The following is a 21,588-nucleotide window of genomic DNA, read 5'->3' as shown; positions in this document are numbered from 1 at the left end:
GTTTGCAGGCCACTGGCCACACAACGACAAGTTAGTCGCCGCGAAGCTTCAGGTTGTAGTTAGTCAGCTTCTCGCGAACTTCGTTCAAGCTAGTCACGCCGAAGTTCTTGCATTCGAGAAGTTCATCGCCGGTGCGTCGAACCAGTTCGCCAATGGTGGAAATCCCCAAGCGAACCATGCACTTGCGAGCACGAACCGACAGGCTGAGTTCAGCAATGGGACGATCCAGCAGTGCCTGCTCGTCTGGAGACAAACCGGAAGTATCGTAGCTGACCTCAGGTGTCGATGGCTTTTCAGTCGACGCCTGGCCCAATTCCAGCCCTTTAGAACGCAGCATGTCACGGATCTCAACCAGTGACGTTTCGCCGAAGTTCTTACTCGCCAAAAGCTCTTGCTCTGAGCAGCGGCATAGGTCGCCCAAAGTCATGATGCCCATCTTCTGCAGACAGTTCCGACTTCGGACCGACAACTCGAAATCGGTAACCGGAATGCTGAGCACTTGCGACATGCGGTCGCGTTTCTTCTGCTCTTCTTCGTCGTAGTACATATCGCCGGATGCCTGAGCATCCTTCATGTACATACGAGCTCGCTTATCGGCCGGGTAAGAATCGAGAACCCGTTGGTAGCAGTGCGTCGCACGATCATATTCACCCCGATCTTCGTGAAGCAGACCAAGGTTCAGCAGAGCACCCACATGCGTAGGAAAAACAGCGGCAGCATTCTGGTAAAGCTGCAATGCCATCGTGTCGTTACCGCGACGATCGTTTTCCAAAGCCAGACCGAAAAGCGCCCCTGCATGGCCCGGATCGGCTTCGACAGCACGCTCGTAAAGAGCAACCACTTCCGCTGGATTGCCCCCCAGCGAAGCAACCGTGGCAGCACGCTGATAGAGATAATTGGCGGTGGACTCGATTGGGCCGAACATATTGTCCAGCATCTGCAATGCTTGTTCAGATTCGCCTTTGCTGCGAAGCGATTCGATGATTCCCAGCTGGCAATCGTCTTTGTTGTAACCAGCAGTCTGGGCCGACTGAAATGCTTCAATCGCCTTGTCGAATTTCTGCATGCAGAAATAGCTACGCCCAAGATAATAATGGGCCAGGGCACCACCATCGGCGGCCGATAGCGTTTGAACGGCCCCATTGTAATTACCCATAATGAACTGACAAACGCCCAATCGGACGTTTGTGGCCGGCGAACGCTCTTCCGACTGGTCTTCCAGCTCGGAAACGCTATCGCGAAGCGTTGAAAAGGCGTTGTAGTCGCGTCCTACCGTTCGCAGGATCTGACGAATCTCCTCCGGACCGAAGGATGAATTCGTGAGAACAACGCTCTTAAGATCGAAATCGATTCCTTGAATCATCAACGGGGCTCCAAACGGTTTTGTCGAGGCCCAAGTGCGAAAGCTCGGGGGAGATCATTGGGCACTGCGTTTCCCCGCTTTTTATTGACCAAGTTAGGAATTGTCCTGACTGGAAGCGAGTCGATTACCCATTCGCATTTGGGAAACAAGAAGAGCCAGCGACGAGAGTCGAACTCGTAACCCCAGCATTACGAATGCTGTGCTCTGCCAATTGAAGCTACGCTGGCTTACTCGCGAGTCGCGAATCAAAACGCTCCAAGATACTGAAGGTCATCGATTGCGTCAACTTACCCTAGCCATTGATTTTAGAAACTAAGGCAAGGTTTGACAGACGACCCAACAAGGAAATGAGTCTTGGCTCGAAAAGCACACGAGAATTCAGGCTAAAGCGAACTTAATGCGAGACTTAGCTAGAAAAATAACCCAAGAAAAAATCGAGGGACCGCTGTCGTACCAACCCGCGTTGGAGAAGCTGAATCGTCAGGGGCAAGGCAAACCACCCAGCTTAAGTTCGACAGCGGCCCCACGGGCCAGCTTACCGACTCCTCCGAGGAGCCGATGAACTTTCATTGTGCAATTTCCGAACCAAACCAACGAAAAATCTCAAAAACGATCCGAACTTACTGGCACGCAAAACTTTAGATAAATTAGAGCCAAACACGCATAAATTAATGCAAATGGGAATTTTGCGTACGTGACCCAAGATGCCACAAAGAAATAATACACACCCCTATATTATACTATTTTTAGCGGGTTTTTTCCTGGCCCTTTGTCTAGAAACGAGAAAACAAGCCATAACCTATTGTCAATGAGCAACTTACCATTTGCCTATCGCATCTCATGTTGAGACGCCGGGTGTTCATGACTACGCGAAGCTGAAAAACGTCTCAAATTGAAATGGAATTACGTTAGCCTTCGTTTTTGCCAGGTAGACGGATAGGATGAGATAATCCTTAGTTAGACGCACCTTCACGAGCAACGCACCAGTGACCTTTACGGAAGCTCGCCGAGCAACTTCGACAGAAACCGCTTGGCTTTTCATTAATCGCATCGCCGGTGGCTATGACAAGCCGCAACACCATGCACGTCTGCGCGAGCTGTTGGAGGAACTGGGTCTAAATACCGTAGAGATCAACTCCCCTGAGCAATTGGCCAGCCAATGGGAAGAAGAAGCGGCTCCACGCCCCGATTTCATTGTCTCTGTCGGGGGGGACGGAACAGCTGCAATGATTGCCGGACAAACCAGCGGTACGGTTCCTATTGCGATCTACCCGGCCGGTACCGAAAATATTCTTGCTAAATACTTGGGAATCCCCACCAATATTGGCGCCTTTGCAAAGATGTTGTCCCACCGCGTTGTACGGCGACTTGATGCTGGGCAATTCGGTGATCGGACGTTCATGTTGATGCTTTCAGCTGGGCTGGAAGCCGAAGTTGTCCACCGTGTTCATCAGCGGCGAAACGGACATCTCACCAAGTTTCATTACGTACGACCGGCGTTTGAGATGTTTGCGAAGTATGAGTACCCGCAGCTGGAACTCGATATCGAGTTGGAGGACGGCTCCAGAACGCAAACCCAAGGCTATTGGGCATTTGCTTTTAATGTTCCACGATACGCGTTAGGGTTCGAGATGACTCCTGATGCCGTCCCTGATGACGGACTGCTCGATATATGTGTACTGACTCAAAGCGGGTTTGGGTCGACAGCGTCTTACATCACCTCGCTTCTTTCAGGAACGATCGCCCATCGCAGCGATGTGAAACGATTCAAGGCTCGTTCGGCAGAAATCCGTTGCCAATCTGGCCCTGTCCCACTGCAGACCGATGGCGATCCCGCCGGCTTCACTGACATTCGACTCTCGGTCCGTCCCAACTACCTGCCGCTGATTGTGCCCCCTGCGCGATCTAGCAAATAAGGCGGATGGGATTTTCACCGCACTCGTGGCAAAATACGCTTAACCAAGATCTCGCTCTAAGTCTTTGCGAATAATTAACCTGAGACGCCCTGGGAGAATCTTTGGCGGGAAAATAGGATGAGTGATTCCCCCTAACGAAGAGATAGCCCTTGAACGCTTCGGACCAAACCTTATCGACGTTCGCCCTGAATCCAGAAGGGCGATTATTACTTATCGCAGGCCCTTGCGTGCTCGAATCGCGCGAATTGTCATTTCAAATCGCAGAGCATTTGTGCCAACTGGCCCAACGACTACCGATTCAGTTGGTATTCAAAGCCTCGTTCGATAAAGCGAACCGTACCAGCATTCATTCGTACAGAGGATTAGGCCTGGAAGAAGGTCTAAAGCTTTTGGAAGCCGTTCGTACCGAGTTCCAAATTCCGGTCACGACCGATCTCCACGAACCTTATCAAGCCGCTCCTGTGGGACAGGTTTGCGAAATCCTTCAAATCCCGGCATTTCTTGCCCGGCAAACCGATTTGCTCGTTGCTGCGGCACAGACCGGAAAATCAGTCAACGTGAAGAAAGGGCAGTTCATGGCCCCCTGGGACATGAAGCACGTTGTCGAAAAGCTCAAAGAAGCAGGCGCAAAAGAAACATTATTGACCGAACGCGGGACGTTCTTCGGTTACGGTCGTCTTGTAAACGATATGCGTAGCTTGATTGAAATGCGTTCTCTGGGCGTACCGGTCGTCTTCGATGCGACGCATAGCGTTCAGGAACCAGGCGGACTGGGTAGCCAAACGGGCGGCAATCGCGCGATGGTACTTCCCCTAGCCAAGGCGGCAGCGGCGATCGGAATCGACGGGCTGTTCCTGGAAACCCATCCCGAGCCAGACAAGTCACCAAGCGACGGTCCCAATATGGTTCCGCTGTCGGAACTGGAAAATTTACTTCAGCGCATTTTGGCCGTCCGCGCAGCGGCCCAAGGTTAATCAATCCTCATGAGCCGCACGCATCACACCTCCTCAATTCTTCTTCTGCTGGTCGTTCTTGTGCTGGGATGTGGCGAAAGGAAGATTCGCCCCCAAGTCGATCACACCAAAGCGACGGTCTCGACCGAAGGAGGCAGTGCCAAGCAGTTCGTCGATCAGGCAATGACTTATCTGCGAGACCTGGATCGATACCCAACCGGCAAGGTGAAGGCCGAAGTTCTCGAGCTTATGAATCGCTGGCTGATTTCCCAGAAGCTTGATCCCACTTGGCAGCCCGACCCAATGGTTGCCGAACTCCCCGAGGCCATTCAGAGTTTGCCGGGCTTGCAGGACTTAGAAAGTCGCCCTTTCCTTGATCAGCCGCCGCAGTTCGCTTCAGCCACTTTTCGTGGAAGCGAATTTGACTTTCTCGTGGGTACCTTTTGGGCCAAGTCCATTTCAGACTGGATCCGAAAAAATAAAACACCTCCGGCGGACATGCAGGCCTTTCTAGACGCGCAAATCGATCAAACGCTCGACCAAAGCCAAGTGAACGACCTCGGACTAGCTTACTTGTTTTTCGATTGGACGATCCGCCATATTCACCCGGTTCGGACAAATGAACATGAGGAAGGAAAATTCGCTCCTGGAACAAGTCGCGATACCTGGAACGCATTGCAATTGAACGAAGGGGACGCGTTGGAGCGGGCCCGAGTTTTCATTCAGTTGTGCCGCCAACAAGGTCTGGATGCCGTCGTCTTGAAGTTTGGTCAGGGAGATAAGCAGCCCCAGGTAGTCGGCGTCGCGATTGGACAAGAATTGTTTCTCTTCGATATGGCTTACGCGTTGCCAATCTCTGAAAAGGACGGTACCGGGATCCAACGCTTGTCACACTTGGTAAAACATCCAGAAGACCTGCAAGCGATGGCCTCGGCAAACTACAAGTACCCGGTAACGGCCGAGGATCTCGAGAATGTCACGCTTCTGATTGAAGCCCCATCGACCGCACTTACTCAAGCTACGAAACTGCTTGAAGGGGTCCTCTCAGGCGACTCCACCATGAAAGTTCACGTCGATCCATCCTCGTTGAAAGACCGTCTGTCGAACTTCCAGGGAGTTACCGACATTCAACTTTGGACCACTCCCTTCGAAGCCGAAATGGCAATCGGCAAGCGTTTGTCAGACCCAGTTCTGGGGCCTCTCTTCCAAGTTGAACGCTGGATCTATGACACGATGACTCCCTTTGCGACAGCCAGAACACTGCAACTGATGTGCATATTCGACGACGAATCGCAGCAACGAGGCGCTCGTTCCATGTTCATGGAAACGCGTCTCATGGAACGGCAATTCCGAATCGCAAACGAACGCGAACAGCTCGAAATGCTGGCAATGGGAGGCATGGAATTTCCAGACAACCCCGAGGTCCAGAGGTTCTTATTAGATCGCGTGCAAAAAAATGTTTTGCTGTGGCGAGAATTGGCCAGCTTCAATCTAGGCGTGATCGCCCTGGAAGATGAGCAGTTCGAATCGGCAATTTACTTCTTCGAGAATGGAACCCTGGAAGAGTTCCCCAACACGCGATTCAAGTCCGCTGCGTTTTACGGCATTGCCCGCAGTGCAGAAGGTCTCGCGCAACAAGACGAGAGCCAAGAGATGGCCCAAACCGCGTTCGACTTCTATACCGATGACGACGACGTCCTGTCTGCCTATCGCCGTGGAAACGCCCTGCGGGCCCAACGTTTGCCACTTCTGGAATCGAAAGCAGAAACTGCAGACAAGCGACAAACGGCAGAAGATCCTGAAATGCCCGAAACAGAATTCGAGTCGCCAGACGATAAAGCGAACGCAGCAGAATCGTCACCGGCAGAGGCTGAACAAACGACCGAGAATTAAATTTCCAGATTCATTACCACGCGAATTTTCGCTGGGTGATTCGCTCGTAGGCCTCGATATATTTGGCCCGCGTCTTCTCGACGACTTCCGGAGGCAACGTGGGAGGTTGGCTGTTTTTATCCCAAGTGCTGGCCTCTAACCAATCGCGAACGAATTGCTTATCAAACGAGGGGGGACTCATTCCAACCGCATACTCGTCTTGGGGCCAGAATCGAGAACTATCAGGCGTCAGCACTTCGTCGATCAATAATACTTCTCCGTTGACGACGCCCCATTCAAACTTGGTATCGGCGATGATGATTCCGTGTTCTATCGCCCGTTCTGCTCCGGCCTTATAGACCGCGATACTCTTTTCTCGGAGCAAGTTCGCCATATCCATGCCGACAATTTCAACCATTCGCTCGAACGAGATATTCTCGTCATGCCCCGATTCGGCCTTGGTCGCCGGCGTGAAAATGGGCTCCGGCAGTTTGGCGGCTTGCTGCAATCCTTCCGGCAGCGGAATATCGCAGACGGTTTGACTGCGTTGATACTCCTTCCAACCCGATCCGGCCAGATAGCCGCGCACGACACATTCGATCGGGATGACTTCCGTCTTGCGAGCCAACGTCGCGCGACCTTCCAACTCACTCAGATCGACGTCGCCGGTCAGATTCATCTGCTGAACCTCGGTCGAAATCAGGTGGTGAGGGACATCAAAAGTCTCAAACCAGAACTGACTCATCTGGGTTAGTACACGCCCCTTATCCGGAATGAGCGATGGCAGAATATAATCAAATGCACTGATTCGGTCGGATGCCACCAACAATACCTGCTCACCCAGATCATAGACGTCGCGTACTTTGCCCTGTCGAACGGGATAGTCGAGTCCCATGTTTTTCCGATCGTGAGTCGCCAAAGGAGATATACTAGGAAGTTGGGGCCAAATTACCGATCCAGTCGCATTGGCCCGTCCAATCGGCATTTTGCCACAGGCCGTGTGTTGGAAACAGACCTAGTAAACTCGATTACCCGCAGAGTTGCTCCAGCCAACATACCCCACTTGATGGACATTTTCGTGGTTCATCCCGGCATTGCCGACGATTAGAATTGAAAGAGCGTGCTATCACGCAGGGAGAGCAACATGATTGGCATTCTCGATTAAACCCCAAGTATGAGAGCGAGCCGGGTTTTGCCCAAACTAACGTTTCGAATTCCAACTGAATTGACCATCTCGGATGAAGACTGCCGCGTGATCCACGTGGTCGGCTGCGATCGACTGGTCCGCGCTACGTCCGTCAAACGCTCGGACGACCGTCTTGTCCTCGACGTTCTGGAAACGGACGGAGTAAAGGTCAAAGTCCCTTATCGCAAGGATCGCCGGTCTTCGCAGATTCTATCGACCTGTGCGCTGCGAGTCGATAATAAGACCCCCTACAACTTACTGCTTGAATTGGCCCGCGGTTCGCTATTCCGCTTTCGCACGCTTACCAATGCCTGCCTAGATGCAGAACTCGATCTGTTAGACGTCACCAAAAAGCTCTTGCAGGACGCGACCAATTACTTTGCCAGAGCGGCCGTATCGAAAGACGATCCATCCGAATCGGATGCCTTGGCGGTCAAAAGCCTGACGTACTCGATGCGCGGGCTGACGCACCTGGAACACGTTTATGCGACGGCGTCGTTTCATGCCATCTCGAACCAATCAGGCGACCGGGCGTTCCTTCGCGGTATCGCGTTAACGGAGCCACTGTCGGCCGAGGTCAAACCACTGCTAACCGATTCACTGAATACGGTCCTCGTCGAACCCAACTGGAAACAGTGTGAACCCGAGGTCGGACATTACGACTGGTCGGATGTCGATGTCACTTTGGATGCTGTACGCGAGCAAGGACATGCGACGGTGCTTGGGCCGATGTTCTGCCTGGATCGATTCGCAACGCCCGACTGGCTTTACCTCTGGGAAAACGACTTCGAGGAAGTTCTCAGTGCTGTTACCAAGTACACCGAAGCACTTCTCCAACATTATCGCAATCGAGTCGACCTTTGGTATTGTGCGTCTGGACTCAACGCCCAGACTTCGCTCGATCTAAAAGAAGAGCAGCGACTTCAAATACTGCTGCATATCATTCAAACAATTCGTACCGCCGGCCTGCGTGCTCCGCTGTTAGTCAGTTTCGCCAAGCCGTGGGGCGAGTACATGACCAACCGTGATCGCGAGTTGGCCCCGATTCACTTTGCGGAAGAGCTAGTGCGGGCCCGCGTGGGAATTACCGGGATAGGTCTCGAACTGAATTTTGGTGAGTTGTCTCCGGCCACTTACTTTCGAGGATTCTTCGACGTAGTCGACTTACTCGACTACTGGAGCTTATTAGGCGTCCCGCTATTTGTGACGTTGTCGGCTCCTAGCTCGTGGCGTCCTGACGAGACCGCGCTCTACGACGCCAACCGAGAAAAAGAACCGCTGGAACGAATCAGCCGGCGGACCCAACGAGAATTGGTCGAGCATGTTTTGCCCGCTCTCTTGACTCACCCTCAAGTGCAAGGTGTCTTCTGGAGCCAAGTCTCGGATACGCAACCGCATCGTTTTCCTCATGCAGGTCTCATCGATCCCCGCGGCCGTCCTAAATCCGCTGTGACCAAGATGACCGAATTGATCCGAACCTACTTTCCTGAAAATATTTAGAAAAGATTAAGGGTCACGTTTTTTCGGAAGCCCGCAGCCCCTACAATTAGGGACTAGGCTTTCCCGCCTCGAAATTTTTGCTTTTGACGCTATTGGAGTTTTTTCGTTATGTCAGTTTTGAAGTGGATGTGCTCGGCCAGTTTGGTCATGGGCTTAATGGTATTCTCGATTGGTTGCGATTCGAAAACGGCCGCACCACCGGTTGAAAACACCGACGATCCCGATATCACCATGCCTGCTGAAGGTGAAGCTCCCGCAGCTAATCCAATGGGCGATGCACCTACCGAAGAAGCACCAGCCGAAGAAAAAACCGAAGAGTAAGCCAACCGGCATGACTCTTCGAGACTTAAGAGCACCCAGTAACTACTGGGTGCTCTTTTTTGCGCTAAACGGGAATCTCAGAATAACTCTCTCAAAACTTGATTCTGTTTGCCTCATTATTCAAACTAGAGTTTCTTACCCATTCCCCCAAAACAAACCCTTGCGGAACTGTCCTTGGCTGCGTCTCAACTGCTTTAAGACGCACAGGCCAAGATTCATCGGTCGGAGTCACCATCATGTCGTTGTATCGTGCGCTGTTTTCCCTCTTGATCATCACCTCACTGCTCGCCGGTCCGGCGATCGGTCTCGAATCGTCTGCCAAGAAAGACGACGAACATACGGAAAAACAAGACAAAGACAAATCCACTAAGCACGATTCGAAAGATCACGACAAGAAGAAACAAGAGAAAGACAAAAAGGACCGCAAGGATCGAAAAGACCGCGATAAAAAGAAAGACAATAATCGCCAGAAGAAAGACAAACCGGAATCCTCTGACAAAAAGAAGTCCTCCAAGGATGATGCAAAAGGGAAAGCAGAAAAGAAGACCAACAAAGATGCAGACCAACCGAACGAGGACGCTCCCAAAAAGGAGATGAAACCGGAACCTAAAAAGGAAGCTTCTAAGAAAAAAGAGAAGCCCAAGCCAGCCAAGGAGAAGGGCAAAGACAAGGATGAGACCTCAGACGATAAGCCCACCAAGGCAGCTCCTAAGAAGGAGATGAAGCCTGAGCCCAAAAAGGAAGAGCCTAAGCAAGGCGAACCGACTCCAGCCAAGACGCCAGCTCCCCAGCCCAAACAAGAAGAGGGAGCGTCTAAGAAGATGGAATCAAAGCTCGAGCCGAAATCTGAAGACAAGCCTGAAGAAATTCCCTCCCCGAAAGAAACTCCCAAGCCTGAACCGAAACCAGTGCCCCCGCCGAAGGCCAAGCCTGATCCGAAAAAGATCGCGTTTACCGACTTAAATCAGGTGGACGAAGACTTCGCATTCCAAGGCGAGTACTACGGGAAGCTGCGTTTGCCCGGTGGAATTCTCGAAACGACCGGTATTCAAGTCATTGCCCGCGGAGACGGCAACTTTATTGGTCGACAACTGCGAGGAGGATTGCCCGGTAACGGCTGGCGAAACGATTCCATGATCGACCTGAGCGGCACCCGAGATGGCAACGAGCTCGTTCTCAGCCAGGGGAACTACCAGGTTTTCATTACCGGCAACAGTGCCACGGTAATCAACTCGGCAGGCGATACCTTGGGGATTTTGACGAAGGTTCACCGCCGCAGCGAATTGATGGGGCTCAAGCCGGGTTCCGGGGCAATGACTCTGTTTGATGGAACTTCTGCGGAAGGTTTCGTTAATGCAAAAATCAACGAAAAAGGTGAGCTGCAAATTGGAACGATTACGAAAGATCCGGTCCAGGATTTTCGTCTTCACATTGAGTTCCGCCTGCCGTACATGCCGTATGCAACTGGTCAGGCTCGCTCCAATAGCGGACTTTACATTCAAGAACGCTACGAAGTCCAGATTCTCGACTCCTTCGGCCTACCCGGAGAGTTCAACGAGTGTGCTGCCCTATACCGAACCAAAAGCCCCGACCTCAACATGTGCTTTCCACCATTGGCTTGGCAAACCTACGATGTCTATTTCACCGCCGCACGCTTTGATGACCAAGGGAACAAAACTTCGCCTGCTCGGATCACCGTGCAGCACAACGGCATCCTGGTTCAAGACAACTACCTGATTCCCAACAAGACCGGTGCCGGCAAGGCTGAAGGCCCAGATGCCCGTCCCATCAAGCTGCAAGATCACGGCAATCCGGTCGTATTCCGTAACGTCTGGATCGAGCACCTCGGCGGCCCAGCGGTGACCCGTCCGACAGAAGCCATCGTCACGCCCGAAAAGAATTAGGAATTGGGCTATATCCCCCTTAAAAGCGTCTTCGCTCTTGAGGGGGATTTGCTTTTACTCGGTTGTGCGTTGCAACGACACCATGCACATGTCGTCGAATTGAGGGCTGTTGGCCATGAACTTCCGGCAGTCGTCGATGATGGCCTTGCTGCAGACCTCGAGGTCGTCCGACTTCTGCGAGACGCAAGTCAACATGCGGTCCATGCCGAATTGATCTCCACTTGCATTCATGGCTTCATTGATACCGTCGGTATAGATGAAGAGCATATCGCCCGGCTCAAGCGTGAATCGAGCGATGTCGTACTCCATGTCTTCCATGATGCCCAACGGCAGGCCGATTTCTTCTTCGGCGATCATACAGCACGTCCCGTCCGGTTTCCGTAAGATCGGCGGGTTATGACCCGCGTTGATAAGCGTTACCTGGTGCGATTCTGGGTGGAGAATCGCAATGGCCAGAGTCACGAATTTATCGTCCGGAGTGTATGCGGTGAAGTTGTTATTTAGATGAAACGCGGCTTGCTGGAAATCGGACATCGAAGCCAAACAATACCGAGCTTCTGCGGACAACTTGGCCATCATCAGGGAAGCTGCGATCCCGTGCCCCACAACATCCCCGACTAAAATCGCGGTGCCGCCGTCGGGCAGTGGGATGTAATCGTAGTAATCGCCGCCGACGGAATTGGCGGCAAGATAATAGTGATAAAACTTGTACCCCGGTACCGACGGCTTTACCGACGGCAGAAATCCAATTTGAACTTGTTTGGCAGTGTGCAGATCGCGTTCGAAGGAAATTTGCCGAATCGCCGCGTCGTGGAGTTGGGCTCGTTCGATCGCAGCCGCTGCCTGCATTCCCACGCTAACGGCGACTTCCAGGTCTTCTTTTTGAAAACGCTTGCGTTGATCAAGCGTATCAATCTGGATCACGCCGATGACTTCGTCGTGGGCATTGACCAACGGGGCGCACATGATCGAGCGAATCTTAAAGTCCGTGATACTCTGACTCATCTCAAACCGCGAGTCGGCTGCCGCATCGGCAGATAGGATCGCTTCACGCGTTTGCATGACGTGCTTGACGATGGTACGGCTAATACGAATTTCTTCTTCGTCACTTTCCTTTCGGGCCTTAGTCCATCGGGGGACCATGTTCCCCGAACCATCCTGCAGAATGATGAATCCGCGATCGGCTTGCAGGAAGATGTGGAACAAACCCTCGAGAACTTTGGGCAGAACCTCGTCCAGTGAGAGAGTCCCGGTCAGCCCCCGGGTGATCTCGAGCAGGGCATTGAGCTTCACTTCAGGACTGGCCGTCAAGTGAATGGAACCGGTTTGCGACGAGACCTCAAACTTGGACATGATCGTCGAGGTTGCCCCGTCGTCGTCCACCATGACGGCGCCGAATGCCCCCGGCCCATCCGGCTTGAGCCCAACTGTGTCCGTAGGGGCTGGCTTAACACCTTCTTGCTTGAACTCGAACGAGATATCGCAAACACGGATGGAATCTCCGTGCTGCAGCTGATGGGGCTCGGCGATTTGCTCGTCGTTGACGTAGGTCCCGTTTCGGCTCTTCAGATCCTCGATACGGTAGCCGCTGTCGTTGCGCACAATTTTTGCGTGGTACCGACTGACGGCCCCAACTTCAACGACGATATCGCACTCGGGATGACGACCAAGGGTAAATTCCTCGCCAGCGAGGAATATTTTTTTTCCAGAATCTGGACCATTCAGAGCGACGAGGTAGCTGGACATGCCTTGCGATGATCTCCCGCCAATGTTGCCGAGTCCCAATTGCTGGGACACCATCTCGGAAAAATTTGAGGGAAATGGCCTTATTCGTCCGAAAACTAAAATGACCTTCCCTAATGGGTGTTGGGAGTAGTCTACCAACTAAGACAGGTGACTACTATAGTTCGACGCCTGAATCCCTTGACGCCAGACGACTTAGGCCGTACCCTTAATCGCTGCAAAATTGATGGGGAATAGTGTAATGGTAGCACCACAGATTCTGAATCTGTTAGTCTAGGTTCAAATCCTAGTTCCTCAGCTTTGGTTAGCTCGCACGATTTGCGAGCTAATTTTTCGCGCGGAATTGATCTCCGTCCCGCTCCCCCCTCTAAGTCCCTGCGTGCTTTCATGGAGCCACCCCCTCATAACGGCCCTCCAGAGGCCGCTAACTCACCCCGGTCGCAGCCGAGCCCGGTCGCATTCTTGCGTCTGTTTCTCTACTGCTTAGTCGCCGCATTTTGTGGGGCTTGGGTAATTAGCTATTGGACCACCTCCAACGACAAGCCTTCGCTGAATCCCAATGCCCAGCCAAGGACGATTACCCCCCGGGGTGATCTGGCCGATGACGAAGAATCGACGATCGAACTTTTTGAGAAGTCGTCTAATTCCGTCATTTTCATCACGACCTCGCAGCAGGTTCGGATGTACGGAAGTGCGAAAATTTCTGAAATGGCAACAGGGCAGGGGAGTGGCTTTGTCTGGGACGCAGAAGGTCATATCGTCACCAATTACCATGTCGTCCAGTCAATTGCCAACGGTTCAGGCACAGCTCATATTACCTTCGCCGATGCCTCCACCTATGTGGCTTCCATCGTGGGCTCTTCTCCGGAACATGACCTGGCCGTCCTCCAGGTAACCAATTTCCAAGGCGAGGCCTTCGAGCCGATTGAGGTCGGCGAGTCAGCTAATCTTCAGGTGGGCCAAAAGGTATTTGCAATCGGAAACCCATTCGGCTTCGATCATACCCTTACGACCGGCATCATCAGCGGCCTAGGGCGTTCGATCGAAGCGGAGGACGGTCGTCAGATCGACGACTTAATTCAGACCGATGCGGCCATCAATCCCGGTAACAGTGGCGGCCCCTTGCTCGACAGCGGTGGTCGGCTCATTGGCGTAAACTCGGCAATTTACAGCCCCAGCGGAGCTTACGCAGGGATCGGTTTCGCGATACCAGTCGATACGGTTAATTCGGTCGTCACCGAATTGATTCGGCACGGCCAGATTAAGCGTCCCTACCTGGGCGTTCGCGTGGCCCCACCAACGATCAATGCCCGACTGGGTCTTGAAGGAGCATTGGTCACCGAGATTGTCCCGGGAAGCCCAGCAGAAAAAGCGGGCCTCCTACCCACCATCATTTCATCCGAGCAACAAGTGGTGCTGGGGGATTTGATTGTTAAGATCGATGACAAACCGGTCAAAAACTTCGGGGACATCGTTCAGAAACTGTTCGATCATCAAGTCGGCGATACAGTACGTGTTACAGTTCTCCGAGGACTCATGACGGATAAGCAACGTGAAGTAGAACTCGATGTCGAACTAGCCGAATCGACCTAGAAATTGGATCCGCCTCACCAAGGAACACCATGAAAGTCTGCCTCTTCGATATCGATGGAACCCTCATTACCACCGGCATGGCAGGGAAAGATGCCATGATCGAGGCGTTTCTGAAAGTGGCTGAACTGACAGAACTTGAGCATATCTTCCAGGTCAGCGGCAAGACTGATCGTGGAATCTTCGCCGAACTTTACGAACTGCACGGCCAAACGCTCAACGAAGACGCCTGGCACACGTTCCTCGATCAATACCTCGGCGGACTGGCAACCAACCTTCCACAGCGACAAGGGCTTGTACTTGAAGGGGTAGCCGCACTGTTGGCGAAGCTTTCCCAACGCGACGATGTTCTGCTAGGGCTGCTGACTGGAAACGTCGAGAAAGGGGCCGCACTCAAACTCGGCCACTACGGCATCCACGAGTATTTCGCATTCGGCGGTTTCGGCGATCATCACCCCAACCGAGACGACGTGGCCCGTGCCGCACTTGAGGCCGCCGAGGTATTTCACGGCGAAACGATCTCTCCCAACGATGTCTACGTCATCGGGGATACGCCCAACGACGTCAAGTGTGCCCGGTCAATCGGCGCAAAAGCAGTCGCAGTAGCGACGGGAGTCTTTTCGGAAGAAGAACTCGAAGCCGCCAAGCCCGACCTCTTGCTTACCAATCTAGCGGATGCAGAAGCCGTAACGCGTTTTATCTTTGGCTAAGAAACGGTCAAAAACTCGGCCATCTGCGCTAGAATAAACATTCAGGATGCTTGCGAAAGCAGGTCCTTTTCCGAAAATCAGGTCTACGCATAACACCGTTGACTTCCCTTCTAAAGCAAAATCTATGGCCATCTCTCGCAGCAAATCGAATCCTCGTGTTACCAAGCTCCGTCGTCAACTGAAGCAATGTGGTGCCGATGCCCTGTTGGTCACCAACTTCAAAAACGTGACCTATCTGACAGGATTCACCGGCGACGACAGCTACCTATTGGTAACCGCCAAGGACGAGGTTCTGTTCAGCGACCCTCGCTACACCGAGCAGCTCGAACAGGAATGCCCTCATGTGAAGCTCGAAGTTCGCGAGCCCGGCACGTCCATCCTCGACTCGGTCGCGACGGCGGTCACTAAAGCCAAGATTGGCAAGCTTGGGATTGAAAGCTTGTCGATGACGGTTCAGCTATTCAACAAAGTGGTAGCCAAGCTTCCCAAAGTCGAGATTAAGCCACTCAATGGCCTCGTGGAAGACTTGCGCGAGATCAAAGACAAAGGGGAAATCGTCCAAATTCGCGAAGCCGTGTCTCTCGCGGAGAAAGCGTTTGCCGTCCTGAAAGCCGGTCTTCGCGGCGAGCAAACAGAGAAAGAACTCGAAGCGTTGATGACTTACGAGATTCAACGCAACGGTGGTCGTGGGACCAGCTTCACTCCGATCGTCGGCGTTGGTCCGCGGGCAGCCCGTCCGCACGGGACGCCTGGCATGGTCAAGATGGAAGAAGACAGCTTCGTATTGATCGACTGGGGCGCGGACTACCAGTTCTACAAAAGCGATCTGACACGGGTCCTCTTCTATGGCAAGGTCCCGGCGAAAATGCGCAAGATGTACGAGACTTGCCTGAAAGCCCAGCTGGCGGCCATCGACAAAATCAAGCCAGGCGTCATCATGTCCGACGTCGATAAAGCGGCGCGCAGCATCATTGCCAAAGCGGGCTGGGGAAAACAATTCGGCCACGGGCTAGGGCACGGCATCGGCCTAGATATCCATGAAGCACCACGGCTGAACTCGCTTAGCAATCGTCCCCTGGAGCCGGGCATGGTTGTCACCGTCGAACCAGGCATCTACTTCCCCGGCTTCGGCGGCGTACGGATAGAAGATGACATTCTGGTTACCAAGGACGGCCACGAAGTGCTGACGAGCGTGCCGAAGACGTTTGAGGAAGCGACGATCTCGATTTAGAGCCGTATATACTTCAATCGGCGGTGTTTATGGCAAGTGATACGGAGAATCTCGTGACGGACCCAACAAGTATGTCGAAAGAATTTCTTACGCCGGCTGACCAGTCGCTGCGAATAGGGGCGATCGTTTTTCCGGACATGGATCAGATCGACCTGACGGGGCCTTTTTCGGTGCTTGCCCGCCTCCCCAATAGTTCGATTCAACTTCTTTGGAAAACCCCAACGGTCGTTCAAGATCAGCTAGGACTTAAGCTCGTACCGGACGCCTCCTTCTCGGAAGCGGCTCCGATGGATGTGCTTTTGGTGCCTGGGGGTCCCGGGCAAGAGCAGTTGATGGAAGATGAAACCGTACTTAACTTCATCACCAAGCAAGCTCGCCAGGCGAAAATAACATTCTCTGTCTGCACCGGTTCGTTAATCTGTGGAGCAGCCGGACTGCTCAAAGGGCGTTCCGCGACGACACATTGGGCTTCACTCCATCTGCTGAAATATTTCGGCGCGCGGACCTCCCACGAGCGGGTCGTTATCGATGGCAATCTGGTAAGTGCGGCCGGTCTCACGTCAGGGATTGATGGCGCTCTTCGTGTGGCTGCCTTACTTCGTGGAGAGGAAGTCGCCAAAGGGATTGAACTTGCGATTCAATATGCCCCCGACCCTCCGTTCGGGGTTGGTTCCCCGGAACTCGCGGATGATGAACTACTTAGCCGAGTAACGGCCGAGACATCCCAGCTTACGGAAAAACGTCTGCAAACGGCGAAACGCTTGGCGGCCAAATTTAAGATTTCGACAACCGAATGACAGACTCATCTTTCAAACGGCTGGTAGCAATCATTCATCCGAGCGATGGCGGGACTACCGCTTTCGCCTCAAAAGGGCATAGTGGCATCTAAAGCCTTTCCCATAGGGAAACCCATCTGGTCGTGGGTAACCGACATGCCCTTGCAGGTGCTCTAGCTGATCGCCGACCCAGCGAACGATGCCGCGATGCTCTCTGCCGTGGTGCTCTCCATACTCGATCAATTGATCGAGAAGCGAGTACTGGACACCCCGTCGGATATCGAAACGCCCTTGCTCCAGGCAAATATCGCCATCGAATGCCCTATAGCAGTAGCCTTCAAACTCGATCCGCGGTTTTCTGAACCAGGGAACATAGAAAGGAACTTTATGCCCATCGTTGCCAAAGTTGACGCAAACCCATTCCCCTTGCAGGTCTTCGAGCGTCGGACCTTGAAAATCACTCATGGCCGGCAATCAATTTGGTGTAATCGGCTATTCAAGCGTTCACGAAGGTAGTGTTCACGTAAAAATCTGACCGAGTCAAAGGGAAATTGCCTGTTCAGGTGGGTGAACCGGCCCAATTTGTCCCGCAAAGGGCGCTAATTGTCCCTTATGCTGAAGATGCCTGTCAAATCTTCTCCCGGTGGGTACCCATCTGGACGACACCTACCGTTATCCCTTACGCTGTAAAGCTTTGCCAAAATACAATTCGACCATATTCCCCTAGCGGATGATCCCGTGGGAGAGAACGAATGTCCGATTCCAAATCGACTTCTAGCAAAGTTTTCAACGTCGAGACGGTTCGCTCGCTCGTTGAACTGATGAAGCAGCACGACCTGAGCGAACTCGATCTTCGCGAAGGCGACCAGAAAATCTCGCTCAAGCGAGGTGGTCAGCCTCCGATTTATGCCGCTCCGGCACCGATGCACGCCGCACCGATGCCCGTTGCGCAAGCACCCGCGGGTTCCCCAGGCCAAGTAGCCTCAGGTGGTAGCGAGGCCCCAGCGGCTGACTCTCACCTGGTTGCCATCAAGAGCCCGATGGTGGGTACCTATTACTCGAAGCCCAAGCCAGATGCCGATTCGTTTGCCCGCGTAGGCGATCACATCTCGGATGATTCCGTTGTCTGCATCATCGAAGCGATGAAAGTGTTCAACGAGATCAAAGCCGAAATGTCCGGCAAGATCGTCAAGGTTCTCGTCAAGGACGAAGAACCGGTCGAATACGGGCAGCCAATGTTCATGGTTGATCCACAGGGCTAATTCGTTCCTCATCTAGCCTCGCGTCCAAGCAGCGAGGAACCAAGACGTCATGTACAACCGCATTCTGATCGCCAACCGGGGCGAGATCGCCCTTCGTATCATTCGTGCCTGTAAAGAACTAGGCATTGAAACGGTCGCTATTTTCAGCGAAGCCGACCGTGACGCTGCCTATTTGAAACTGGCCGACGAAGCTTATTGCGTTGGTCCCGCTAAGAGTGCCCAAAGCTACTTGAAGATCGATCGCGTTATCAGCGCCGCTGAAGTCGGCAACGTCGAAGCGATTCACCCTGGCTATGGCTTCCTGGCAGAAAATGCCGAGTTCAATGACATCTGTCGCAGTTGTAACATCGACTTCATCGGCCCCACGCCCGAAGCGATGTCAAAGCTGGGCGATAAAAATACGGCTCGCACCATGGCACGCGAGGCAAACGTGCCGGTCGTGCCAGGTTCGGCTGGTCTGATCGAAGGCGAAGACGAGGCCTTAAAGATCGCCCACGAGATCGGCTTCCCGGTTCTCATCAAAGCGACCGCCGGTGGTGGTGGCCGCGGCATGCGTGTGGCAGCCAATGATTTGGTGCTGAAAAATGCCCTCAATCAGGCTCAAACCGAAGCCGGAGCCGCATTCGGCAACGCAGGCGTGTACATCGAAAAATACGTCGAACATCCGCGACACGTCGAGGTTCAGGTAATCGCTGACCATCACGGCAATGCGGTCCACCTGTACGAGCGTGAATGCAGTACTCAGCGTCGGCACCAGAAGCTGATTGAAGAAAGCCCCGCACCGAACCTCTCGCAGAAGACACGCGACGAAATCTGCGCGGCCGCCGTGCGGATGATCAAAGCAGCCGATTACCAGAATGCCGGGACTGTCGAGTTTATCGTCGATAAGGACGAGAACTTCTACTTCATCGAAGTGAACGCCCGAATTCAAGTCGAGCACTGCGTCACCGAGATGGTCACCGGTATCGACCTGATCCAAGCTCAAATCCGAGTTGCCTGTGGCGAACCGCTCCCTTGGAAACAAGAGGACATCAAGCTGCAAGGCGCGGCGATCGAATGCCGAATCAATGCCGAAGACGCCGACAAAAACTTCATGCCATGCCCAGGTAAGATCAATCAGTTGATCGTCCCCGGCGGCCCCGGCGTCCGTTTCGACTCGCACGTCTACAGCGGCTACGTTGTGCCTCCGCATTACGATTCGATGATCGGCAAGTTGCTCGTGCATCGCAACACGCGTGAGGAAGCGATTCGCTGCATGCTACGGGCACTCGATGAACTCCGCACCGACGGAATTACAACCACCGCCAACTTCCACAAGAAGGTCCTCAACCATTCTGCGTTTGCGGAAGGGAAGATCGACACCACGTTTGTGGAACGAACCTGGTTTTCTTAACAAAGCCAACGCGCGGCTTGTATTGGCAAGTCGCGTTACCGGGCAGGCCTCTTTTCGCCTGCCCTTGCAACAATTGCCGTCGTTTTTCTACCAAATCGGCAATTGGGTGTAACGCACGCTTCCATTCGCGGTAATTCTCCATTGCACTGTGAGTTTTGTCTTCAATTTCGCACTGAACTTGCGAAAATGAGCGTCTCGCTGATCCCCATCTCATCTAGTCGAGCTATGGTGTTGTTCATGATCCCTCGTCTGCTTTTCTTGCTGTTTGCCGCTTTGTCCTTGCTACTGAATGCGAACACGACCTTCGCCGATACCCCAGGCAGCCGGCCTAATATTGTTTTCGTGCTGGCCGACGATATGGGCTGGAATCAACCGGGCTTCAATCAGCCGGAAGAAACATCGCTCACGCCTAACATGGACAAGCTGGCGAACGAAGGGATGCGGCTCAACGAGTTCTACACGCATAGCGTCTGTGCCCCGACCCGCTCGGCATTTCTTACCGGTCGATATGCCTTCCGAACTTGGAGCGACTGGCGGACCGAAGACTTCGGCAAGCCAAGTTATCTCGCCAAGCTGGGCTTAGAGCTTGCCCACACCAAAAGCGGAGAACCAACCCGGCGTATCCATGCCCTTGATACCAACGAGCGTACCGTCGCCGAGGCATTGAACGACGCTGGCTACTTCACGGCCCTGCTGGGCAAGTGGCACCTCGGCGAGTGGCTACCCGAACATTTGCCGATGGGGCAAGGCTTTGACTATCAGTACGGTCACTATGCCTGGGGCATCGACTATTACACCAAAACGATTGTGCACAACGCGCCGGCCCGCTATGCCGTCTATGACTGGCACCGCAATCAGCAACCCATCAACGAAGAAGGCTATGCCACCGATTTGATCGCGGATGAAACGGTACGCCTCATTGAGTCTCGCCAGGGCAACGACGAACCGTTCTTCATGTACGTCGCGTTCAATGCGGTCCATGGCCCGTTGAATCCGCCTCCTGGTTTTCAGGGAGACCCGAATGACCCGCTTGCCATTCGTGATGCGATGCTGAAAAGTCTCGATCAAGCAGTAGGTCGCATTGAACAGGCCATTGATAAGAACGGTTTCAAGGAGAACACGCTCTTCATCTTTGCCAACGATAATGGCCCTGTGCTGGAAGAACTGAGCACGCCGTTTCGCGGTACTAAGAACACGACCTTCGAAGGAGGCGTTCGTCAGCCGTGCGTGATTCGCTGGCCTGGCCATGTTGCCCCCGGCACCACCCAAGATGGTCTGGTTTTCATCGCCGACTTTTTTCCGACGTTCATCACCCTGGCCGGCGGTAACCACAAGCAAGAGAGGCCTATCGACGGGCTGGACATGACCGAGACGTTTTTCTCTGGCGAGAAGAGCCCTCGCAACGAGATCATTTACGATGTCGCTGGCAGCGTCCGGCTACCAACGATTCGCCGTGGCGACTTTAAGTTGATGGGGGACATGCTATTCAACATTGCAGAAGATCCGTCAGAACAAACCGACATCGCGATCAAGCACCCACGACTGGTGGCCGAGCTTAGCGAACGCCTGGACGTGGTCGGCAAAGAACGTCCGCCATTGGGCGACAAGCCGCTGCTGATGGATCCGCCGCTGCCGTACGTTTACGGGGCCGAAGAGCAAGCGGACGTCCCTCAGTGGCTGATCGAGAAGGTCGAAGCCGTCCGTGCGACGCAGCCTAAAGACTGGGCCCCAGGCGAAACCCCGTGGCCTAAAGCCCCGCAAGGAGCCGAAGCGAGCAAGATGGATGGCCTACGGGACGAAATCGTGAAGTAAGCGGGAATTCAAGCGACAGACAGGTTACAATCTCCTACTAACGACGTAACCTGCCA

General features: G+C 53.4%; 17 protein-coding genes and 2 tRNA genes. 14 read left to right on the top strand and 5 right to left on the bottom strand.

The window, feature by feature from the left end:
- Positions 1–31: 31 nt before the first annotated feature.
- Both HOV93_RS15545 and HOV93_RS15540 read right to left on the bottom strand, forming a co-directional pair.
- A complete protein-coding gene (locus tag HOV93_RS15545) occupies positions 32–1,363 on the bottom strand; it encodes a DNA-directed RNA polymerase subunit alpha C-terminal domain-containing protein (RefSeq protein WP_207397426.1) in 1,332 nt (443 codons plus the stop codon).
- A 153-nt stretch (positions 1,364–1,516) separates the two neighbouring features.
- A tRNA-Thr gene (locus HOV93_RS15540) sits at positions 1,517–1,590 on the bottom strand.
- Positions 1,591–2,349: 759 nt separating this feature from the next.
- Here HOV93_RS15540 and HOV93_RS26445 point away from each other — a divergent pair.
- The 3 genes from HOV93_RS26445 (at position 2,350) to HOV93_RS15525 (ending at position 6,125) form a co-directional block, all read left to right on the top strand.
- On the top strand, positions 2,350–3,279 hold the full coding sequence (locus tag HOV93_RS26445) for a diacylglycerol/lipid kinase family protein (protein ID WP_207397425.1): 930 nt from the start codon (positions 2,350–2,352) through the stop codon (positions 3,277–3,279).
- Between the two features lie 149 nt (positions 3,280–3,428).
- Positions 3,429–4,253, top strand: coding sequence for a 3-deoxy-8-phosphooctulonate synthase (kdsA, locus tag HOV93_RS15530; protein ID WP_207397424.1), 825 nt, complete (start codon positions 3,429–3,431; stop codon positions 4,251–4,253).
- Positions 4,254–4,262: 9 nt separating this feature from the next.
- Positions 4,263–6,125 carry a tetratricopeptide repeat protein gene (locus HOV93_RS15525; RefSeq protein ID WP_207397423.1) on the top strand — a complete coding sequence of 621 codons (1,863 nt, stop codon included), beginning with the start codon at positions 4,263–4,265 and terminating at the stop codon, positions 6,123–6,125.
- Positions 6,126–6,138: 13 nt separating this feature from the next.
- On the opposite strand, the gene HOV93_RS15520 is transcribed toward HOV93_RS15525, so the two are convergent.
- Complete coding sequence (locus HOV93_RS15520) at positions 6,139–6,999, bottom strand: phosphoribosylaminoimidazolesuccinocarboxamide synthase (RefSeq protein WP_207397422.1); 861 nt, start codon at positions 6,997–6,999, stop codon at positions 6,139–6,141.
- 297 nt (positions 7,000–7,296) lie between these two features.
- Between HOV93_RS15520 and HOV93_RS15515 the strand changes: the two genes are divergently transcribed.
- The 3 genes from HOV93_RS15515 (at position 7,297) to HOV93_RS15505 (ending at position 11,015) form a co-directional block, all read left to right on the top strand.
- A complete protein-coding gene (locus tag HOV93_RS15515; protein WP_207397421.1) occupies positions 7,297–8,790 on the top strand; it encodes a hypothetical protein in 1,494 nt (497 codons plus the stop codon).
- Between the two features lie 108 nt (positions 8,791–8,898).
- Positions 8,899–9,111 (top strand): hypothetical protein, encoded by a 213-nt coding sequence (locus tag HOV93_RS15510; RefSeq protein ID WP_207397420.1) that lies wholly within the window; start codon positions 8,899–8,901, stop codon positions 9,109–9,111.
- Between the two features lie 236 nt (positions 9,112–9,347).
- Positions 9,348–11,015, top strand: a complete 1,668-nt coding sequence (locus HOV93_RS15505) for a 3-keto-disaccharide hydrolase (RefSeq protein WP_207397419.1) — start codon at positions 9,348–9,350, stop codon at positions 11,013–11,015.
- A gap of 54 nt (positions 11,016–11,069) precedes the next feature.
- On the opposite strand, the gene HOV93_RS15500 is transcribed toward HOV93_RS15505, so the two are convergent.
- Entirely contained in the window at positions 11,070–12,761 is a 1,692-nt protein-coding gene (locus HOV93_RS15500; RefSeq protein WP_207397418.1) for a SpoIIE family protein phosphatase, read from the bottom strand.
- 224 nt (positions 12,762–12,985) lie between these two features.
- Here HOV93_RS15500 and HOV93_RS15495 point away from each other — a divergent pair.
- From HOV93_RS15495 to HOV93_RS15475, 5 genes are all read left to right on the top strand, one after another.
- A tRNA-Gln gene (locus tag HOV93_RS15495) sits at positions 12,986–13,056 on the top strand.
- 89 nt (positions 13,057–13,145) lie between these two features.
- Positions 13,146–14,351, top strand: coding sequence for a S1C family serine protease (locus HOV93_RS15490; protein WP_207397417.1), 1,206 nt, complete (start codon positions 13,146–13,148; stop codon positions 14,349–14,351).
- 29 nt (positions 14,352–14,380) lie between these two features.
- A complete protein-coding gene (locus tag HOV93_RS15485; protein WP_207397416.1) occupies positions 14,381–15,058 on the top strand; it encodes an HAD family hydrolase in 678 nt (225 codons plus the stop codon).
- Between the two features lie 124 nt (positions 15,059–15,182).
- Complete coding sequence (locus tag HOV93_RS15480) at positions 15,183–16,289, top strand: M24 family metallopeptidase (protein WP_207397415.1); 1,107 nt, start codon at positions 15,183–15,185, stop codon at positions 16,287–16,289.
- Between the two features lie 71 nt (positions 16,290–16,360).
- On the top strand, positions 16,361–17,086 hold the full coding sequence (locus tag HOV93_RS15475) for a DJ-1/PfpI family protein (protein WP_207397414.1): 726 nt from the start codon (positions 16,361–16,363) through the stop codon (positions 17,084–17,086).
- Between the two features lie 54 nt (positions 17,087–17,140).
- Here the strand turns inward: HOV93_RS15475 and HOV93_RS25880 are convergent, their stop codons facing one another.
- Complete coding sequence (locus HOV93_RS25880) at positions 17,141–17,530, bottom strand: hypothetical protein (protein WP_235990417.1); 390 nt, start codon at positions 17,528–17,530, stop codon at positions 17,141–17,143.
- 287 nt (positions 17,531–17,817) lie between these two features.
- On the opposite strand from HOV93_RS25880, the gene accB reads away from it, so the two are divergent.
- From accB to HOV93_RS15455, 3 genes are all read left to right on the top strand, one after another.
- The gene (gene accB, locus HOV93_RS15465) at positions 17,818–18,327 is read left to right on the top strand and encodes an acetyl-CoA carboxylase biotin carboxyl carrier protein (RefSeq protein ID WP_207397413.1); all 510 of its coding nucleotides are present in this window, start codon (positions 17,818–17,820) and stop codon (positions 18,325–18,327) included.
- A gap of 49 nt (positions 18,328–18,376) precedes the next feature.
- A complete protein-coding gene (gene accC / locus HOV93_RS15460; RefSeq protein ID WP_207397412.1) occupies positions 18,377–19,720 on the top strand; it encodes an acetyl-CoA carboxylase biotin carboxylase subunit in 1,344 nt (447 codons plus the stop codon).
- Positions 19,721–19,957: 237 nt separating this feature from the next.
- Entirely contained in the window at positions 19,958–21,532 is a 1,575-nt protein-coding gene (locus HOV93_RS15455) for an arylsulfatase B (RefSeq protein WP_207397411.1), read from the top strand.
- The last annotated feature ends 56 nt before the right edge of the window (positions 21,533–21,588 follow it).

The organism is Bremerella alba (genome assembly GCF_013618625.1).
Taxonomy (GTDB): Bacteria; Planctomycetota; Planctomycetia; order Pirellulales; family Pirellulaceae; genus Bremerella; species Bremerella alba.
This window is presented reverse-complemented; position numbering and strand designations above follow the sequence as displayed.

Bases quoted from the DNA above. Each gene is read 5' to 3' on its own strand.
- HOV93_RS15545 (WP_207397426.1), bottom strand. From the start codon at position 1,363: ATGATTCAAGGAATCGATTTCGATCTTAAGAGCGTTGTTCTCACGAAT.
- HOV93_RS15525 (WP_207397423.1), top strand. From the start codon at position 4,263: ATGAGCCGCACGCATCACACCTCCTCAATTCTTCTTCTGCTGGTCGTT.
- HOV93_RS15520 (WP_207397422.1), bottom strand. From the start codon at position 6,999: ATGGGACTCGACTATCCCGTTCGACAGGGCAAAGTACGCGACGTCTAT.
- HOV93_RS15510 (WP_207397420.1), top strand. From the start codon at position 8,899: ATGTCAGTTTTGAAGTGGATGTGCTCGGCCAGTTTGGTCATGGGCTTA.
- HOV93_RS15505 (WP_207397419.1), top strand. From the start codon at position 9,348: ATGTCGTTGTATCGTGCGCTGTTTTCCCTCTTGATCATCACCTCACTG.
- HOV93_RS15500 (WP_207397418.1), bottom strand. From the start codon at position 12,761: ATGTCCAGCTACCTCGTCGCTCTGAATGGTCCAGATTCTGGAAAAAAA.
- HOV93_RS15490 (WP_207397417.1), top strand. From the start codon at position 13,146: ATGGAGCCACCCCCTCATAACGGCCCTCCAGAGGCCGCTAACTCACCC.
- HOV93_RS15485 (WP_207397416.1), top strand. From the start codon at position 14,381: ATGAAAGTCTGCCTCTTCGATATCGATGGAACCCTCATTACCACCGGC.
- HOV93_RS15480 (WP_207397415.1), top strand. From the start codon at position 15,183: ATGGCCATCTCTCGCAGCAAATCGAATCCTCGTGTTACCAAGCTCCGT.
- HOV93_RS15475 (WP_207397414.1), top strand. From the start codon at position 16,361: ATGTCGAAAGAATTTCTTACGCCGGCTGACCAGTCGCTGCGAATAGGG.
- HOV93_RS25880 (WP_235990417.1), bottom strand. From the start codon at position 17,530: ATGAGTGATTTTCAAGGTCCGACGCTCGAAGACCTGCAAGGGGAATGG.
- accB (WP_207397413.1), top strand. From the start codon at position 17,818: ATGTCCGATTCCAAATCGACTTCTAGCAAAGTTTTCAACGTCGAGACG.
- accC (WP_207397412.1), top strand. From the start codon at position 18,377: ATGTACAACCGCATTCTGATCGCCAACCGGGGCGAGATCGCCCTTCGT.
- HOV93_RS15455 (WP_207397411.1), top strand. From the start codon at position 19,958: ATGATCCCTCGTCTGCTTTTCTTGCTGTTTGCCGCTTTGTCCTTGCTA.